The 15,405-nt window shown below is 68.4% G+C and carries 13 protein-coding genes and 2 riboswitches; of the genes, 6 read left to right on the top strand and 7 right to left on the bottom strand.

Translation table 11 applies throughout. The annotated features are described in order from the left end of the window. Positions 1-798: 798 nt before the first annotated feature. Positions 799-1,779, top strand: a complete 981-nt coding sequence (locus J9611_RS09065; protein ID WP_211879474.1) for a ribonuclease HI family protein — start codon at positions 799-801, stop codon at positions 1,777-1,779. A 17-nt stretch (positions 1,780-1,796) separates the two neighbouring features. On the opposite strand, the gene J9611_RS09060 is transcribed toward J9611_RS09065, so the two are convergent. The 6 genes from J9611_RS09060 to J9611_RS09035 all read right to left on the bottom strand — a co-directional run bounded on the left by J9611_RS09060 (position 1,797) and on the right by J9611_RS09035 (position 8,927). Continuing rightward, the gene (locus J9611_RS09060; protein ID WP_211879472.1) at positions 1,797-2,084 is read right to left on the bottom strand and encodes a WXG100 family type VII secretion target; all 288 of its coding nucleotides are present in this window, start codon (positions 2,082-2,084) and stop codon (positions 1,797-1,799) included. 180 nt (positions 2,085-2,264) lie between these two features. Beyond that, complete coding sequence (locus tag J9611_RS09055) at positions 2,265-3,722, bottom strand: sensor histidine kinase (protein ID WP_211879470.1); 1,458 nt, start codon at positions 3,720-3,722, stop codon at positions 2,265-2,267. Positions 3,723-3,724: 2 nt separating this feature from the next. After that, positions 3,725-4,435, bottom strand: a complete 711-nt coding sequence (locus J9611_RS09050; RefSeq protein WP_211879468.1) for a response regulator transcription factor — start codon at positions 4,433-4,435, stop codon at positions 3,725-3,727. Positions 4,436-4,529: 94 nt separating this feature from the next. Then, positions 4,530-6,185, bottom strand: coding sequence for a DNA repair helicase XPB (locus J9611_RS09045; RefSeq protein ID WP_211879466.1), 1,656 nt, complete (start codon positions 6,183-6,185; stop codon positions 4,530-4,532). Next, positions 6,182-8,683 (bottom strand): helicase-associated domain-containing protein, encoded by a 2,502-nt coding sequence (locus tag J9611_RS09040; RefSeq protein ID WP_211879464.1) that lies wholly within the window; start codon positions 8,681-8,683, stop codon positions 6,182-6,184. The genes J9611_RS09045 and J9611_RS09040 overlap by 4 nt, the downstream gene beginning before the upstream one ends. A 10-nt stretch (positions 8,684-8,693) precedes the next feature. Further along, the gene (locus tag J9611_RS09035; protein ID WP_211879463.1) at positions 8,694-8,927 is read right to left on the bottom strand and encodes a hypothetical protein; all 234 of its coding nucleotides are present in this window, start codon (positions 8,925-8,927) and stop codon (positions 8,694-8,696) included. A 178-nt stretch (positions 8,928-9,105) separates the two neighbouring features. On the opposite strand from J9611_RS09035, the gene J9611_RS09030 reads away from it, so the two are divergent. The 3 genes from J9611_RS09030 to J9611_RS09020 are packed head-to-tail and all read left to right on the top strand — an operon-like array spanning position 9,106 to position 11,525. After that, positions 9,106-9,489, top strand: a complete 384-nt coding sequence (locus J9611_RS09030; protein ID WP_211879461.1) for a cold-shock protein — start codon at positions 9,106-9,108, stop codon at positions 9,487-9,489. A gap of 9 nt (positions 9,490-9,498) precedes the next feature. Beyond that, the gene (locus J9611_RS09025; protein WP_211879459.1) at positions 9,499-10,116 is read left to right on the top strand and encodes a DUF3027 domain-containing protein; all 618 of its coding nucleotides are present in this window, start codon (positions 9,499-9,501) and stop codon (positions 10,114-10,116) included. A 53-nt stretch (positions 10,117-10,169) separates the two neighbouring features. Next, the gene (locus J9611_RS09020; protein WP_246527587.1) at positions 10,170-11,525 is read left to right on the top strand and encodes an MFS transporter; all 1,356 of its coding nucleotides are present in this window, start codon (positions 10,170-10,172) and stop codon (positions 11,523-11,525) included. A 24-nt stretch (positions 11,526-11,549) separates the two neighbouring features. Here J9611_RS09020 and serC read toward each other — a convergent pair whose 3' ends face one another. Beyond that, complete coding sequence (gene serC / locus J9611_RS09015) at positions 11,550-12,680, bottom strand: phosphoserine transaminase (RefSeq protein WP_211879457.1); 1,131 nt, start codon at positions 12,678-12,680, stop codon at positions 11,550-11,552. A 336-nt stretch (positions 12,681-13,016) separates the two neighbouring features. Here serC and J9611_RS09010 point away from each other — a divergent pair, with 336 nt between their 5' ends. Then, positions 13,017-13,712, top strand: coding sequence for an iron-dependent transcriptional repressor DtxR (locus J9611_RS09010; RefSeq protein WP_211879455.1), 696 nt, complete (start codon positions 13,017-13,019; stop codon positions 13,710-13,712). Positions 13,713-13,854: 142 nt separating this feature from the next. Continuing rightward, positions 13,855-14,073: riboswitch (cyclic di-AMP (ydaO/yuaA leader) on the top strand. Between the two features lie 4 nt (positions 14,074-14,077). Then, a complete protein-coding gene (locus J9611_RS09005) occupies positions 14,078-14,887 on the top strand; it encodes a M23 family metallopeptidase (protein ID WP_211879454.1) in 810 nt (269 codons plus the stop codon). 149 nt (positions 14,888-15,036) lie between these two features. After that, positions 15,037-15,196: riboswitch (cyclic di-AMP (ydaO/yuaA leader) on the top strand. Positions 15,197-15,405 lie beyond the last annotated feature (209 nt).

The following is a 15,405-nucleotide window of genomic DNA, read 5'->3' as shown; positions in this document are numbered from 1 at the left end:
TGAACACGTAGTTCAACGACGGCGGTTCCACCTTCGGGTGGGGCCGCCGTCGGCGTGAGCCCGCCAGGGACCCTCCCTCACGTTCCGCAGGTTTCGCCGGGACCCTCCCTCACGTTCCGCAGGTTTCGCCGGGACCCTCCCTCAGGTTTCGCAGGTTTCGCCGGGACCCTCCCTCAGGTTTCGCAGGTTTCGCAGGTTTCGCCGGGACCCTCCCTCAGGTTTCGCAGGTTTCGCAGGTTTCGCCGGGACCATTCCTCAGGACTTCGTGGCCGGTTCATGTCTCATGGCGTGTGGTGCACGGATTGTCTTTTGGTTCGTCTGCTGGTGGGGGAATGGCGCAGGTTTTTCGCAGGTAGTGTGTTTGTTTTGCGGGTCACGTCCGTCTGCGGGCTCCGGCGGGGCCGGCCGTGATGCCTGACGGCTGTCCGTTGCCGACATAGGGTGCTCCTTTCGTGGTCTGGTGTGGCTGATGACGCGCAAACCGCCCCACGATGCGCCGCGCGGGAGGCCCGGGTCAGGTGTCCACGGCATGACGGATCCTGATATCCGGGTCGGGAATGCTCCTGCGCAGCTGCAACACCGCCCCCATAGTCCACGAGGCCTGAGACAAGGTGTCTACGGGGTCATGAGACTCCACAGCAGGTTTCGCCGGGACCCTCCCTCAGGTTTTGCAGGTTTCCCCGGGACCCTTCCTCAGGTTTCGCCAACGCTGCGGGATGTGAGGGAGCGTCGGGGGACAGCCTGCGGGATGTGAGGGAGCGTTGCTTGGTGGGGGCGGAGGTCTGGCAGGATGGACCAGTGACAATTACAGCAGCGGCCGACGGTTCGGCTTTAGGAAATCCCGGTCCGGCCGGATGGGCCTGGTACGTGAATGACGACTGCTGGCGGGCCGGCGGATGGCCCCATGGCACCAACAACCAGGGTGAGCTGATGGCCGTCCTGGACCTGTTCAGGTCCACTGCGCACCTTCCCGGCGAAAAGCTGCATATCCTCTGCGACAGCCAGTACGTCATCAACTCTGTGACCAAATGGATGCCAGGGTGGAAGCGCAAGGGCTGGCGCAAGTCGGACGGCAAGCCCGTGATGAACGTGGACCTCCTCAAGGACATCGACCAGGCGCTCGCCGGGCGCATGTACACCTTTGAATGGGTGCGCGGCCACGCGGGGCACGACCTCAACGAGGCGGCCGACGAACGTGCCCGGGCGGCGGCCACGGCCTACCAGCAAGGTGTTGCCGTCCGGCAAGGCCCGGGCTTCGGCCCTGCCCAGGAGGGAATGAAACTGCAGGGCGCCGCGCCGGCCGACGCGGCGTCTCCTGCGCAGGCAGCACCTGCGGCACGCCCCGCGTCCCCGCTGCGGGGCGGCCAGCAGGAACTGTTCGGTGAACCCGATCTCTTCAGCGAGCTGGACGAGCCGGTACCCGGAGCGGGCGGGGACGCGAGCCCCGAGGCCATCGTCGCGTCCCTCGAGCGCGAACTCCGCCGCCCGGAAACCCGGGCGGACCTGGGGCGCACCGGAGTGCTGCTGCATCCCGACTTCACCGAAATCGGCAGCTCGGGCCGGATCTGGACCCGGGATGCCCTGATGATGGCCCTGGAAGAGAATCCGGACGGCCCGACGGATCTCGAAATGCTCGATGCGGAGCGCCTGGGCGAGGGCGCCATCCTCCTTACCTACCGCAGCTACTCCCGCTCGGGCACGGCCCTGCACAGCTCCCTATGGGTCCTTGACGGGACTCAATGGCGGCTCCGCTTCCACCAGGGCACGCCCGAAGCCTGACGGCGGTGCAGGGACGCTCAGCCGAAACGCTGGGCGTTGTTCAGCTCGGCCTGCGCATAGCTTGCGGCCGCCGAGCGGAGGGCGAGGTTGATCGAGGCAAGCGATGCCTCAACCCTGCCCTGCGTCAGCGCCCATTCGGCCACCAGGGCCTGGAAATTGTTGGCCGCGGAGCCGCGCCAGCTCGACTGCAGCTCATCCAGGCCGCGTCTCATCGCCTGGACGTCCGCGCTGATCCGGTCCACTGTGGCTTGGACGTTGGCTGACTTGAGCTGGAGTAGTTCCGTGTCCACGGAGATGATGCTCATGAAATGCCCTCTCGACGGTGCCGGAGGCAGCCGCACTCCCGGTCGAAGGAGAGGCTGCCTGGTCCGGATCTTCCGGACAGCTCGAGCCTAGGCATCCACATAAGAGCAGGGCCACAGCCGGCCGCCCCTATGTGGATGGCGCCGTGGCTGGCGACGTGGGTTCCGCGACGGATGCCGCCGCTATGTGGATATCCTTTCCAGGTCCTCCGCCGGCTCGTCCAGGTACGGAAGGCTGACCACCAGGGTGGCGCCGCCGCCGTCGGTCTTCTCCAGCCGCACGGAGCCGGAGTGCGCCCCGACGATGGCGGCCACGATCGCCAGCCCGAGTCCGCTGCCGCCGGTCTCCCTGGTCCGTGAGGTGTCGGCGCGGTAGAAGCGCTCGAAGATCCGGGCGGCTTCCTCGTCCGGGACGCCCGGGCCGTGGTCCCGGACCTCGACCACGGACTGCCGCGTCCCGTCCTCGGCGGTCCGGACCCCCACAGCCAGTTCAATCGGGGTGCCTTCGGGCGTGTAGCGCAGGGCATTGCCGACCAGGTTGCTGACCACCTGCCGCAGCTTGGCTTCGTCGCCGAGCACCGGCGCCGGGCCCGGGGCGCCGCCGTCGAGCCCCGCCAGGGCAATCGTGCGGCTGCGGTCGCTGGCCTGGGTGTCCACCATGGCGTCGTGGGCAACGAGCATCAGGTCCGCGGGCTTGCGCTGCAGCGGGCGCTGTTCATCGATGCGGGCCAGCAGCAGGAGGTCCTCCACCATGGATCCCATCCGTTTGGCTTCGCTTTCGATCCGTCCCATCGCGGTGGCCACATCCTCGGGGGAGGACAGCGCCCCGTGCCGGTACAGCTCGGAGAAACCCCGGATCGTGACCAGCGGGGTCCGCAGTTCGTGGGAGGCGTCGGCCGCGAACCGCCGCATCCGGGCCTCGGAGGCCATCCGGGCCGCGAAGGCCGTTTCGATGTGGGCCAGCATGGCGTTCAGCGAGCTGCCCAGCCGGCCGACTTCCGTGCCGGGGTTTTCGACTTCAACCCGGCGCGAAAGGTCTCCGGCCGCGATCGCGGCGGCGGTCTTCTCCACCCGGGCCAGCGGCCGGAAGGAACGGGAGACGGTCCAGGTGGCGATGAGGAAGGCCAGAACGAGGGTCAGGAGCCCCACACCGACCACCACGAGGGCGGCATGTTCCACCACCGAATCGACGGGGGCCAGCGGAAGCCCGATGATCACGACGGCGCTCCGGCTGCCATCGACGACCGTGACGGCGACGACGCGCCAGTTCTGCTGGTCCGTGCCACGGACCTGGAACGGCGTCTGGTCGCGGTCCCTGGCCTCTGCCACGGAGATGCTCGCGATCTGGGGGTGGTCCTCCTTGTCGCCGCCGAACACAAACGGGGGCAGCCCCGGGGTCAAGAGCATCAGCGAATAGTCGGTGGGGACGGTGGAGTTCTGGTCCTGGAGCTGGCTGAAGGACTGCTGCCGCTGCGCGGAGACGACGGCGGCCCTCAGCTTGTCATCCACCTGGTCCTGCAGGAAGCTGTGCAGCAGGGTCAGCGTGCCGGCCCCGGTGGCCGTGAGCGCGACCAGCATCAGCGCCATCATGATGGCGACCAGCTGCGAGCGCAGCGAGGCCGCTTTCCAGCGGTGCAGCAAGGTCAGCGTTTCTCGGCCGTCCGCAGCACGTACCCGACGCCGCGTTTAGTCTGGATCAGCGCCGGCGCGTCGGGATCGATGTCCACCTTGCGGCGCAGATAGGAGATGTAGGACTCCACGATGGAGGCATCCCCGTTGAAGTCGTACTCCCAGACGTGGTCGAGGATCTGCGCCTTGGACAGCACCCGGTTGGGGTTGAGCATGAGGTAGCGCAGGAGCTTGAACTCGGTCGGGGACAGCTCGATCACGGTACCGCCGCGGCGCACCTCGTGCGCGTCGTCGTCGAGCTCGAGGTCATCGACCCGGATGACGGCGTCGTCGTCCACTTGCGGTTGGGTCCGGCGCAGCACGGCGCGGATGCGGGCCACCACCTCGTCGAGGCTGAAGGGTTTGGTGACGTAGTCGTCGCCGCCGACCGTCAGGCCGGTGACCTTGTCCTCGGTGTCGTCCTTGGCCGTCAGGAACAGGACGGGGAAGTGCTTGCCGGCGGCGCGCAGGCGGCGGGTGACGGTGAAGCCGTCCATGTCCGGCAGCATGACATCGAGCACGGCGAGGTCGGGGGCATGAAGTTCCGCAGCGGCAAGGGCTTCGCGTCCGTTGCCGGCCGAGACGACCTCGAAGCCCGCGAAGCGCAGCGAGGTGGACAGCAGTTCGCGGATATTGGGTTCGTCGTCGACGACGAGGAGCTTTGCTTCGGCACCGTTCTTTTTCATACTTCCCATGATGCTCCCAGACTCTGGGAGTTTTCTGAATGGCAGATGTGTGTTTTATCCACGGCCGCGTTGTGTCAGCAGGCCCCGCCCGTGGTCAGGGCGCCGAGGGGTTCCGTCCGACGTCTTTGGCGTCCATGATCCGGTAGGCGTAGCCCTGCTCGGCCAGGAAGCGCTGCCGCTTGGCCGCGAAGTCCTGGTCCAGCGTGTCCCGGGCCACGATCGAGTAGAAGCGGGCGGCCCGGCCGTCCTTCTTGGGACGCAGCAGCCGGCCCAGCCGCTGGGCCTCCTCCTGCCGGGAGCCGAACGATCCGGAGACCTGGATCGCGACCGAGGCCTCGGGCAGGTCGATCGAGAAGTTGGCGACCTTGGACACCACCAGGGTCTGCACCTCGCCGGCCCGGAAGGCGTCGAAGAGCCGCTGGCGTTCCTTGACCGGGGTGTCGCCCTTGATCACCGGCGCCTGCAGGCGCTCGCCGATCTCGTCCAGCTGGTCGATGTACTGCCCGATCACGAGGAGCTGCTCGCCGGCGTGTCCGGCGACGAGCTGCTCGACCAGGAGGGTCTTGGTCTCGGACGTGGCGCACAGCCGGTACTTGTCCGCGTCCTCGGCCATCGCATAGGCCACCCGCTCGTCTCGCGGCAGGTCCACCCGGACCTCCACGCAGTCGGCGGGGGCAATGTAGCCCTGGGCCTCGATGTCCTTCCACGGCGCGTCGTAGCGTTTCGGGCCGATCAGGCTGAAGACCTCGCCCTCCCGGCCGTCCTCGCGGACCAGCGTGGCCGTGAGCCCGAGCCGCCGCCGGGCCTGCAGGTCCGCGGTCATCCGGAAAATCGGGGCGGGCAGCAGATGGACCTCGTCGTAGATGATCAGCCCCCAGTCGTTGCCGTCCACGAGCTCCAGATGCGGGTACAGGCCGCCGCGCTTGGTGGTGAGCACCTGGTACGTGGCGATGGTGACGGGCCGGACCTCCTTGACGGAGCCGGAGTACTCGCCGATCTCCTCCTCCGTGAGGGAGGTCCGCCTGAGCAGTTCGTCCTTCCACTGCCGCGCGGCCACGGTGTTGGTCACCAGGATCAGCGTGGTCGTCGAGCTCGTGGCCATCGCGGCGGCGCCCACGAGCGTCTTGCCGGCACCGCAGGGCAGTACGACGACGCCGCTGCCGCCGGCCCAGAAGTTCTCCGCGGCCAGCTGCTGGTACGGCCGGAGCTTCCAGCCGGACTCGTTGAGCATGATGGGGTGCGGTGTGCCGTCGACGTAGCCGGCGAGGTCCTCGGCCGGCCAGCCGATCTTGAGCAGCAGCTGCTTGAGCTGCCCGCGCTGGGACGAGTGCACCACGACGGTCTCGCCGTCGATCCTCGGACCCAGCAGGGGCGCGATCTTCTTGGCCTGGCTGACCTCCTCGAGCACCGGATAGTCGGAGGTGCGCATCACCAGGCCGTGCTGCGGGTCCTTCTCGAGCCGGAGCCGGCCGTACCGGGACATCGTCTCCTCAATGTCGATCAGCAGCGAATGCGGCACCGGGAACCGGGAGTACTTGAGCAGCGTGTCCAGCACCTTTTCGGCGTCCAGCCCGGCCGCCCGGGCGTTCCAGAGGCCCAGCGGCGTCAGCCGGTAGCTGTGCATGTGCTCCGGGGCCCGCTCCAGCTCGGCGAAGGCGGCGATCGCATGCCGGGCCTCGGTGGCCAGCGCATGGTCGACTTCGAGCAGGATGGTTTTGTCGCTCTGGACAATCAGGGGCCCGTCATTCACTGGAGCAATTCCTCTGCAGCTTCCACGTCGACGATCCGGTGGATGGACAGGACGCGTTCGGTGTCCTTGTCCGGATCGAAGACCCGCACCCGGCCGCCGTTCACCGCCACGGGAACAACCGTTTCGCGGCTCGCATTCCCCATGGCGTCCACGACGTTGATGACGACGCGCTGTTTGAGCCGGATGGCTTTCTGCAAGGTCTCCAGCCCCAGCTGGGTGGCTTCCTCGCTGCCCGGAGCCGCCGGGGGGCGGGTCCCGTTTTTTTGGCTGCCGCCGGTAGGCCGGCCGCCGCGGAGCAACGCCAGCGCGGCGTCGACGTCGGCCTCCGCCGGTGCGGTGCTGGGGGCGCTGTAGACCGGGCGGCCGCTGCCGGGCAGCGACCCGGCCCGCCGCAGCCGGACGACGGCGGACTCGGGCTCCTCCACGGCGGGGGACAGCCCCAGGTTCCGGAGCGCGTGGGCCGTTTCCCGGGGCGTGGCGTGCGAGATCACGACGGTCGGCGCTATGCGGGTAAGTCCCAGGCCGGCCGCGGCGGCGGTGTCCAGCAGTTCCTGCAGGGCCGTCTCGTCCTCGCTCTGGATGAAGCTGGTGGCGGCGCCGACCCTGAGCCTGGCATGGCGCGCGGAGGTGTCTTCGATGAGGTACTTCAGCGGCTGCGGGATGGCGGTGGCCGAATGCTGGCACAGGAAGTCCAGCATGGCCGCGGCGTCCTGCCCCGCGTCCAGCGCCCGCCGGACCGAGGCGACCGAGAAGCGGTAGATGGTGGCCGGCCCCTGGCCCTCGGGATCGGCCATCGTGAGGAGCCTTTCGCTCAGTTCCGGCGCGAGGTAGCCCGGCGCCACCGCGGTCAGGTCGGCCTGCAGCAGGACATGGTTCAGCGCCGCGGGCAGGTGCTCGCCCAGGATCCCCAGGGCGTCGTCGGCCTGCCCGGCGGCGATTGCCGCGCCGAGCTGGGTGAGGGCCCCGGAACCGACGAGACCCAGCATCTGGGCCTCGGCCAGGACACCGCGGATCAGGGAGCTGAAGCGCCGGGCCATCCGGGGCTGTGACCAGTCGGCGCGCTCCAGCACGGCAGCGGCATCCAGCACCGGCGCCTGGCCGTCGGACGCCGAGGCCTCCCGGGTCAGTTCGTCCAGGATTTCAAGGATCCGCCTGCGGATGACAGGGGCGTCCGGCCGCTGCGCCTCGGCGGAGAGCGCGTTGATGGTGGTGCCGGCCGTGCCGCGGTGCGGTGCCGGGCCCGGGGCGATGCCGGTGAGGGGCTGGCCCACGAGCGAGGGGGCGCGCTCGCTCGCCAGCCAGGCGTTGACGAGCCAGAGCCATTGCTCCTGCCGCGGCAGCGCCAGCCACTCAAGCTGGGGCGCCGGGGCCCAGGCGGAACTGTCCACATCCAGGCGCAGGAGCCCGGCAAGGGCGCACAGCTCCGCGAACACCCCGGCCTCGTGCAGTCCGATCCGCAATGAGTCGGCCAGGCGTTTCATCTCGCGGACGCCGACGCCGCCGCTCCGCAGCGTCACCAGCGGCTGCTCGCGGACGGCGTGCAGCAGCTCACCGACAAGCCGCAGCGTCTCGGCAATGGCGGCCAGTGCGGCGTTGCGGCGCAGGGCCGCACTGGTGTGGCCGAGCGTCGGGGCCGGGGGAACCAGTGCGAAGTCCTCAATGATGAACCCGCCGCGCAGCGACACGCCGACGCTGTGCGGAAGCTCAACGTGGGCGGCGTCCAGCGGCACCAGCAGGCCCCGCGCCAGCAGCCAGTCCACCGGTCCGACGTCGGCGCTTTCGTGGAGCACGGAGGCGCGCCGTTGCGCCTGGGGGACGGCACCCATGGCCCAGTTCCCGAATCTGGCGAGCAGCGCCGTCGTGCGTTCCGGAGCGCCGGCGAGGATGGTCTGGAGGGATTCCGGCGTCGACGTCCAGTGCTGCAGCGACAACGCAGCCTCCATCGGTGTCGTGGCGGGGGAAATGGCCGCCCCGCTGCGGTGCAGTTCCGCCACGAGCTGTACGACCCGCTGCGCGAAGGCAGGCTGGAGCCGGACCAGTTCGGTGTAGCTGCGGCCGAGGCCGGCCGGGTAGATTCCGATGACGTCCTTGAGGCTGCCGACCGGAAGGAAGTGCCGCTGCCGCGGGCCGGCCGCCGAGGTCACGCCGTGCGGGGGATCGGCCCGGTGGATGAGGGCCCGCTCCTGGAGCGAATGCAGCATCCGCTCGATCGCCGCGGCCGTGGAGCCGTTGATGAGCTTCTTCAGCGTCGCGGCGGAGGCGCTGTGTCCGGTGTCCGTGTTGGTGCACAGGTGCAGGGTTTCCAGCACCTGCATCTGGGGGCGGTTGAGCCGCTCCAGCGCCCGCTGCACGCTGGCGCGCCCGCTGGCCCGGGCGGCGAGGGCGGCGAAGTCCGGGACCCCGGGGGAAATCAGGTCCGGCCGCGCGGCGAACAGGGCACGCAGCGAGTCGTCGCTGCGTGCCTCCAGTTCCTTGCTGAGCGCGCGAATGAGGGACATCAGTGCAAGGCTACCGCTCGCCCGGCCCGCGCGCGCGGCGGCGGGCGGCGACGCTGCCGCCGACGAGCGCGAGCATGAGCAGGAAGGCCAGCGGCAGCCCGTAAAGAGCCGTTGAGGTGATCCAGGCGGGGGCGACGGCGTTGTTGAAGGCCATGGCCATGACCGTGCCCACGGCAACAAGGGAAAGCACGGCCGCGGCGGCCGCAACGATCAACAGGGGGCGCCGGAAATGCAGTGTTGTCATGGGGGCAACGCTAACAGTCCGGCTTCTTCCGCGCCTCAAACCGTGAAAGTAGGCAACGCAGGATAACCTTGGAGGTACAGACCAACATGGTCCAGGCAGCCACACCCTGAACCCGCGTATCCATGCGGATGCGGTGGCCGCCGGCCGTGTCCCCAGCAGAACGAAGAAGGTTGATTACGTGCCTACCGGCAAGGTCAAGTGGTATGACAAGGACAAGGGCTTCGGATTCCTCGCGGGCGAGGACGGCCAGGAGGTCTTCCTGCCCAAGTCCGCCCTGCCCGAGGGCATAACCGAACTCAAGGCCGGCACCCGGGTTGAATTCGGTGTGGCCGACGGCCGCAAGGGTGCCCAGGCGCTGGGGCTCCGCGTGCTGGACAAGACGCCGTCCATCGCCAAGGCCAAGCGGCCCAGCGCGAAGGACCTCGCCCCGCTGGTGCAGGACCTGGTGACCGTGCTGGACAATCTGTCCGGAACACTTTCCGCGGGCAAGTACCCGGAAGGCAACAAGGGCATGGCGATCGCCGCCGCCCTGCGCAAGGTTGCCGACGAGCTGGACGTATAGGGGCTCCTGATGACTCCGGAACCTGAGCAGAACGCGCCCAAGGCGTCCGGCCCCGCCGGATTAAATACAGCCGGAAAAACAGCCGGAACTAACGCAGCCGGACGCAAAGACGTGTCCAAGCCGCGCGCCGGCGTTCCGCTCTGGCGCACCGGCAAGCCCGACGCCGTCCTGGCGGCCGCCGTCGACGTCGCCCGCACCGCGGTGGAAGGGATCGCCCCGGCCTGGCAGATCGGCAAGCACCTGGGGGCCAGGACCGAGGGCGACCGCCTGGTCACCCACCTCTTCGAATCCCAGGTGCCCGGCTACCAGGGCTGGCAGTGGTACGCCGTCCTGACCCGCAACTCACGCTCCAAGATCGTCACCGTCGATGAACTCGGCCTGCTGCCCTCGGAGGATTCCATCCTGGCCCCCGAATGGATCCCCTGGGCCGAACGCGTCCGTCCCGAAGACGAGCAGGGGGACGATGCCGCCGGCACGGAGGCCGTTGCGGCCCCCGTGGAGCTGGCTCCGGGGGAGCCTGGCGCCGAAGACGGGTACGGCGCCGACGAGAACGACGACGACGGCGACGATGTTGACGCCGACGACGACTCCGAGGAGCGGGACGCTTCCGCAGCCGAGGCTGACTAGCGGTTGGAAGCGCCCGGGGACGAGCGCGGCCGACGCGGGGAGGGCTGGACATGATGTCCACCTTCAAGTCCCTGCACATCCTGAACTACCGCATCTGGTTCATCGGGGCGCTCATCTCCAACATCGGGACCTGGATGCAGCGCACCGCCCAGGACTGGCTGGTCTTTGCCCACCTGACTGACCACGACGCCGGGGCCATGGGCGTCACGATGGCCCTGCAGCTGGGTCCGCAGCTGTTCCTGGCGCCGGTTGCCGGACTCGTCGCCGACCGCTTCAACCGCAAGCAGCTCCTTGTCCTGACCCAGTCGGCGATGGCGTTGCTGAGCGCGCTGCTGGGCATCCTGGTGGTCTCGGGTGCGGCGCAGCTCTGGCACGTCTACGGCTTCGCCCTGCTGCTCGGAGTCGTCTCCGCCCTGGATGCGCCCGTGCGGCAGACCTTCGTGTCCGAACTGGTGCGGGACGACTACCTGCCCAATGCGGTGGCGCTCAACAGCGCGTCCTTCAACGTGGCAAGGATGATCGGACCCGCGGTGGCCGGGGTCCTCACGGTCGCCGTCGGCCCGGGCTGGGTCTTCCTGATCAACACGCTGACCTTTGTTGCGCTGCTGCTGAGCCTGTGGAAGATCCCCGCCGCGTCGCTGCGCCAGCTGCCGCGGGCGGCGGCCGGCAAGGGCCGGATCCGCGAAGGGCTGCGCTATGTCAGGTTCCGGCCGGACATCGTCGTAGTGCTCGTGGCGGTCTTCATCGTGGGAACCCTCGGACTGAATTTCGTCCTGTTCATCGCTGCCATGGTCGGCACGGAGTTCGGCCTGGATGCCGGCGCCTTCGGGCTGATGAACTCGATCATGGCCATCGGCTCGGTGGCCGGAGCGCTGCTGTCAGCCGGCCGCAAGAAGCCCCGGCTGCGGATCATCTTCGGGGCCGCCGGGGCCTTCGGGGTGACCACCGGCATCGCCGCGCTGGCGCCCGATTACTTCTGGTTCGGCGCCGCGCTGGTGCCGGTGGGCCTCTTCGCGATCACCATGATGACCAGCGCCAACGGGTACGTCCAGACCACCACGGACCCGGTGATGCGGGGCCGGGTGATGGCCCTCTACATGGCCATCTTCATGGGCGGCACCCCCATCGGGGCGCCCCTCGTGGGCTGGGTGGCCAACATCGCCGGTGCCCGCTGGTCGATGGGGGTCGCGGCGGCCTCCGGCCTGATCGCGGCGCTGATCGGGCTGCTGTGGATCATCCGGGCCGAGCACCTGCGGATCCGCTTTGACCGCCGGGCCGGCGGGCTGCGCTACTTCCGCCTCGAATCCGGCAACGCCGTAGGCACAGACACAGGCACCGGCACAGATGCCGGCAAGAACGGGAACGGCGCCGCCCGGGCAGGAAACCCGGACGACGCCGTCGAACACTGACGCTCAGCGCCGGCTCGTGGACAGCTACCTCTTGAGCTCGGCCACCACGAAATCGATGCACTCCAGCAGCGCGGACACGTCGTCCGGTTCGATCGCCACGAAGGTGGCGATGCGCAGCTGGTTGCGGCCGAGCTTGCGGTACGGCTCGGTGTCCACGACGCCGTTGGCACGGAGCACCTTGGCGATGGCGGTTGCGTCGATCGATTCGTCGAAGTCGATCGTGGCGATGACGTTGGACCGGTCCTCGGCCCGGGCCACGAACGGCGTCGCGTACTCGGAGGCCTCGGCCCAGCGGTAGATCCGGCCGGCGGAGTCCGCGGTCCGGGCGGCGGCGAAGTCCAGTCCGCCGCTGGCGTTGAGCCACTGCACCTGGGCGTCCAGGGTGACCAGGGTTGCCAGTGCCGGGGTGTTGTAGGTCTGGTTCAGCCGCGAGTTGTCGATCGCTGTCTGGAGGTCCAGGAAATCCGGGATCCAGCGGTCGCTGGCCTTGATCCGGGCCGCACGCTCCAGCGCTGCCGGGGAGAACAGGCCGAGCCACAGGCCGCCGTCGGAAGCGAAGTTTTTCTGCGGCGCGAAGTAGTAGACGTCGGCTTCGGCCACATCCACGTCCAGGCCGCCGGCGGCGGACGTGGCGTCCACCAGCACGAGCGATCCTTCATCAGCCCCGGCCACCCGCTTCACGGGAGCGGCAACACCGGTCGAGGTCTCGTTCTGGGGCCACGCGTAGACGTCGACGCCGGCCTCCGCCCGGGCGGCGGGACGCGTGCCGGGCTCGGACGTGATGATGGAGGACGCGGCCAGGAAGGGCGCCTTGTTGGTGGCTGAGGCGAACTTTGAGCCGAACTCGCCGAAGGACAGGTGCTGCGCCTTGTTCTCGACGAGGCCGAAGCTGGCAATGTCCCAGAATGCGGTGGAGCCGCCGACGCCGAGGACCACCTCGTAGCCTTCCGGGGCGCGGAAGAACCCGCTGAGCCCGTTCCGGATGGAGCCGACAAGGTTCTTGACCGGCGCCTGGCGGTGGGAGGTTCCCAGCAGCGTGGCCGACGCCGCGGAGAGGGCCTGCATCTGTTCCGGACGGACCTTGGACGGTCCGGCGCCGAACCGTCCGTCCTTGGGCAGGAGGTTTGCGGGGATCGTGATGCTGGTGTCGCTCACAGTGGCTCCAATTTTCGGCTGGTTCGTAGCGTGGTGCGGGAGGCGGCTTGGCAGGATGGCTGAAGCGAAGCCTCCCTTTCATTCTGCCTGATTGTTCCGGGCTCGCGGGAACTCACGGGAAAGGCCCCGTCATAGTCCGGTCATTGGGAGCCGCCCGGAACCCGTGCCTGCGCCCACGCCGGCCGGGCCGGCCGGGCCGGCCGTCCGGAAGATTATCCAGAGTAATTCAAAATAGGCTAAGCTGTCCTGCGAACGTACGGCGGACCCCGCCAAGGCGCATCCTGCACGCGGTACGGTGGGAATGACGCACGGACGGCGCTCGAGGAGCTGAGCTGAATGACGGATCTGATTGATACCACCGAGATGTATCTTCGGACCATTCTGGAACTTGAAGAAGAGAACATCATCGCGCTCCGCGCCCGCATCGCCGAACGGCTCCGCCACTCCGGGCCCACCGTCTCCCAGACCATCGGACGCATGGAGCGCGACGGCCTCGTCGTCGTTTCCGGGGACCGGCACCTTGAGCTGACGGAAACGGGCCGGAAACGCGCCATCGAAGTCATGCGCAAGCATCGCCTCGCCGAACGCCTGCTTGCCGACGTGATCGGCCTCGACTGGGCCTACATCCACGAGGAAGCGTGCCGGTGGGAACATGTGATGAGTGAACGCGTCGAGCGGCGCATCTTCGACCTGCTCAACCACCCGACTGTCTCCCCGTACGGAAATCCGATCCCCGGGCTTGCCGAGCTCGGCGGCCTGCCGTCCAAGGCCCGAACCGACGGGGTGGTGAACCTGCTGGAAGCCATGGCCGGCTACGGCGCGGGCTCACGGATCACCGTCAACCGCCTGGCCGAGCCGATCCAGGTGGAGCCTGAACTGCTGGTCCAGCTCGATGAAGGCGGAATCAGGCCGGGCGCCCGGGTCTCGCTGGAACGGGTGGGCGAGTATATTTCGGTCCGCGTGCCGGACATCGAGGGTGCCCTGGAGCTGCCGCCTGAGGTAGCCGCCCATGTGTTTGTGACGGTCGGCTGACTTCCCGGGCTGCCGGACATGGGACGTCCCGTGAGTTGTGCATCACGAAGATCACGGAGTTATTACCGGTCGGTTTAATCGCCTATAGTTAAGGCCACCACCGATACCAAAGCGTTACCTGATCCGAAGCCGAGCCCTGCCAGCGGATCAGTCGCAGAATCACCTGCTGGCAGGGGCGGGGGAACCATTTCCGGCTGTTTTTCCAACAGCCTCGGGGTGAAGTCCGTCAGCAGCTTGCACACTCCACCGAGGGACCCCCGGGATGCCCTCTGTGCCTGGATGCTTGCCCTGGCGGGCCGGGTCTTTGATCTCTCTGACCCGAATCCGACAGCTAACTTCGCAGGCTATCCAGAGAGGAACCGTTCTTGACCACCCAGACCACCAGGGGCCGTCGCCGTGCGACCGGTCCCGCTCCGGAGCCGCGTCCGGCAGCGGCCCTGCAGGCTGCCCGTCCGCGGGACGCGCAGCGTGATGAACGCCGGGGCCGCCGCAGTCCGTTCCGCCAGGTAACGGACTTCGCCGCCGCCAGCGGTGTGGGGCAGAAGGCAGGGATCGCCCTCGCCGCCACGGGCCTGGTCCTGACGGTCGCGATCCCCGCCACCGGCCCGGTGATGGCCACCGGCCCCGGAACTCCCGCCGCAGCCCAGCCGGACGTGACCGCCGCCGCCGCCGCCAAGATCGATTTCAGCCGCACGGCCGTCACCACCAAGGGCGATCCCGACGGAAAACTCAAGCAGCTCCTGAGCGCCCAGTCCGTCGGCACCATCACACGTGCCGCGTCGGCCGGCAGCCTCGGCGCCCCGCTGGAGCAGATGGTCACGGCCTCGCCCTTCGGCTACCGCGTCAGCCCGATCACGGGCGGCGCCGGCGAGTTCCACCGGGGCCAGGACTATGCGGCCCAGTGCGGAACGGCAGTCCACGCAGCGGCCAGCGGCACCGTGACGTTCTCGGGCTGGCACCCTTACGGCGGCGGGAACCGCATCGTAATCGACCACGGCAACGGCCTGGAGACCACCTACAACCACTTGTCCTCATCCTCCGTCCAGGTCGGCCAGAAGGTCTCCCGCGGCGACGTCATTGCGATGAGCGGCACCACCGGCGCCTCCACCGGCTGCCACCTCCACTTCGAAGTGATGGTCAACGGCGACGTCGTTGACCCGCTGGGCTGGCTCTAGGCCAAGCCGATGGATTGCTCTCGAATTCCCCTGACACGCCGTGATCTGAATGTGACATTGAATCTGGACTCCTGTACCGTATGAGGTACGCCAACTCCTCCGGAGTTGGCGCTCTTGAGTGGATTGCCTAACTCTGCCACCGCTCAAGGTCCGTTCGCATGACATCGTCTGGCAGGGGCGGGGGAACCAATTTTGGTCTTCGCAAGAAGGCCTTGGGGTTAAGTCGCAAAGCTTCCGAAGGAAGCAGCGTGGCCGGGTGACTCCCATCCGAATCCGACAGCTCACCTCGCAGGCATTGGGAGAGGCTACTTTCGTGACTTCACGCCACAATGCTGCGCGCCACCGCGCTGGCGCGGCTCTTGCGGGCCCGCTGAAATCCATGTCCCGTGCTGCCGTTGCCGGCGCCCGGATTGGAGCTCACACCGCCGTCTCGATCTCTACTGGGACCGGCCCGCAGTCCAAGCACCTGCATGCAGTTTCCGCTTTTGGCGCGTCTTCGCAGTACACCCTTCGCTAAG

Origin of the sequence: Pseudarthrobacter albicanus, from assembly GCF_018224015.1 — a bacterium.
In the GTDB taxonomy this organism is placed as follows: Bacteria; Actinomycetota; Actinomycetes; order Actinomycetales; family Micrococcaceae; genus Arthrobacter; species Arthrobacter albicanus.
This window is presented reverse-complemented; position numbering and strand designations above follow the sequence as displayed.

Bases quoted from the DNA above. Each gene is read 5' to 3' on its own strand.
- J9611_RS09060 (WP_211879472.1), bottom strand. From the start codon at position 2,084: ATGAGCATCATCTCCGTGGACACGGAACTACTCCAGCTCAAGTCAGCC.
- J9611_RS09050 (WP_211879468.1), bottom strand. From the start codon at position 4,435: ATGAAAAAGAACGGTGCCGAAGCAAAGCTCCTCGTCGTCGACGACGAA.
- J9611_RS09040 (WP_211879464.1), bottom strand. From the start codon at position 8,683: ATGTCCCTCATTCGCGCGCTCAGCAAGGAACTGGAGGCACGCAGCGAC.
- J9611_RS09035 (WP_211879463.1), bottom strand. From the start codon at position 8,927: ATGACAACACTGCATTTCCGGCGCCCCCTGTTGATCGTTGCGGCCGCC.
- J9611_RS09025 (WP_211879459.1), top strand. From the start codon at position 9,499: ATGACTCCGGAACCTGAGCAGAACGCGCCCAAGGCGTCCGGCCCCGCC.
- J9611_RS09020 (WP_246527587.1), top strand. From the start codon at position 10,170: ATGTCCACCTTCAAGTCCCTGCACATCCTGAACTACCGCATCTGGTTC.
- J9611_RS09010 (WP_211879455.1), top strand. From the start codon at position 13,017: ATGACGGATCTGATTGATACCACCGAGATGTATCTTCGGACCATTCTG.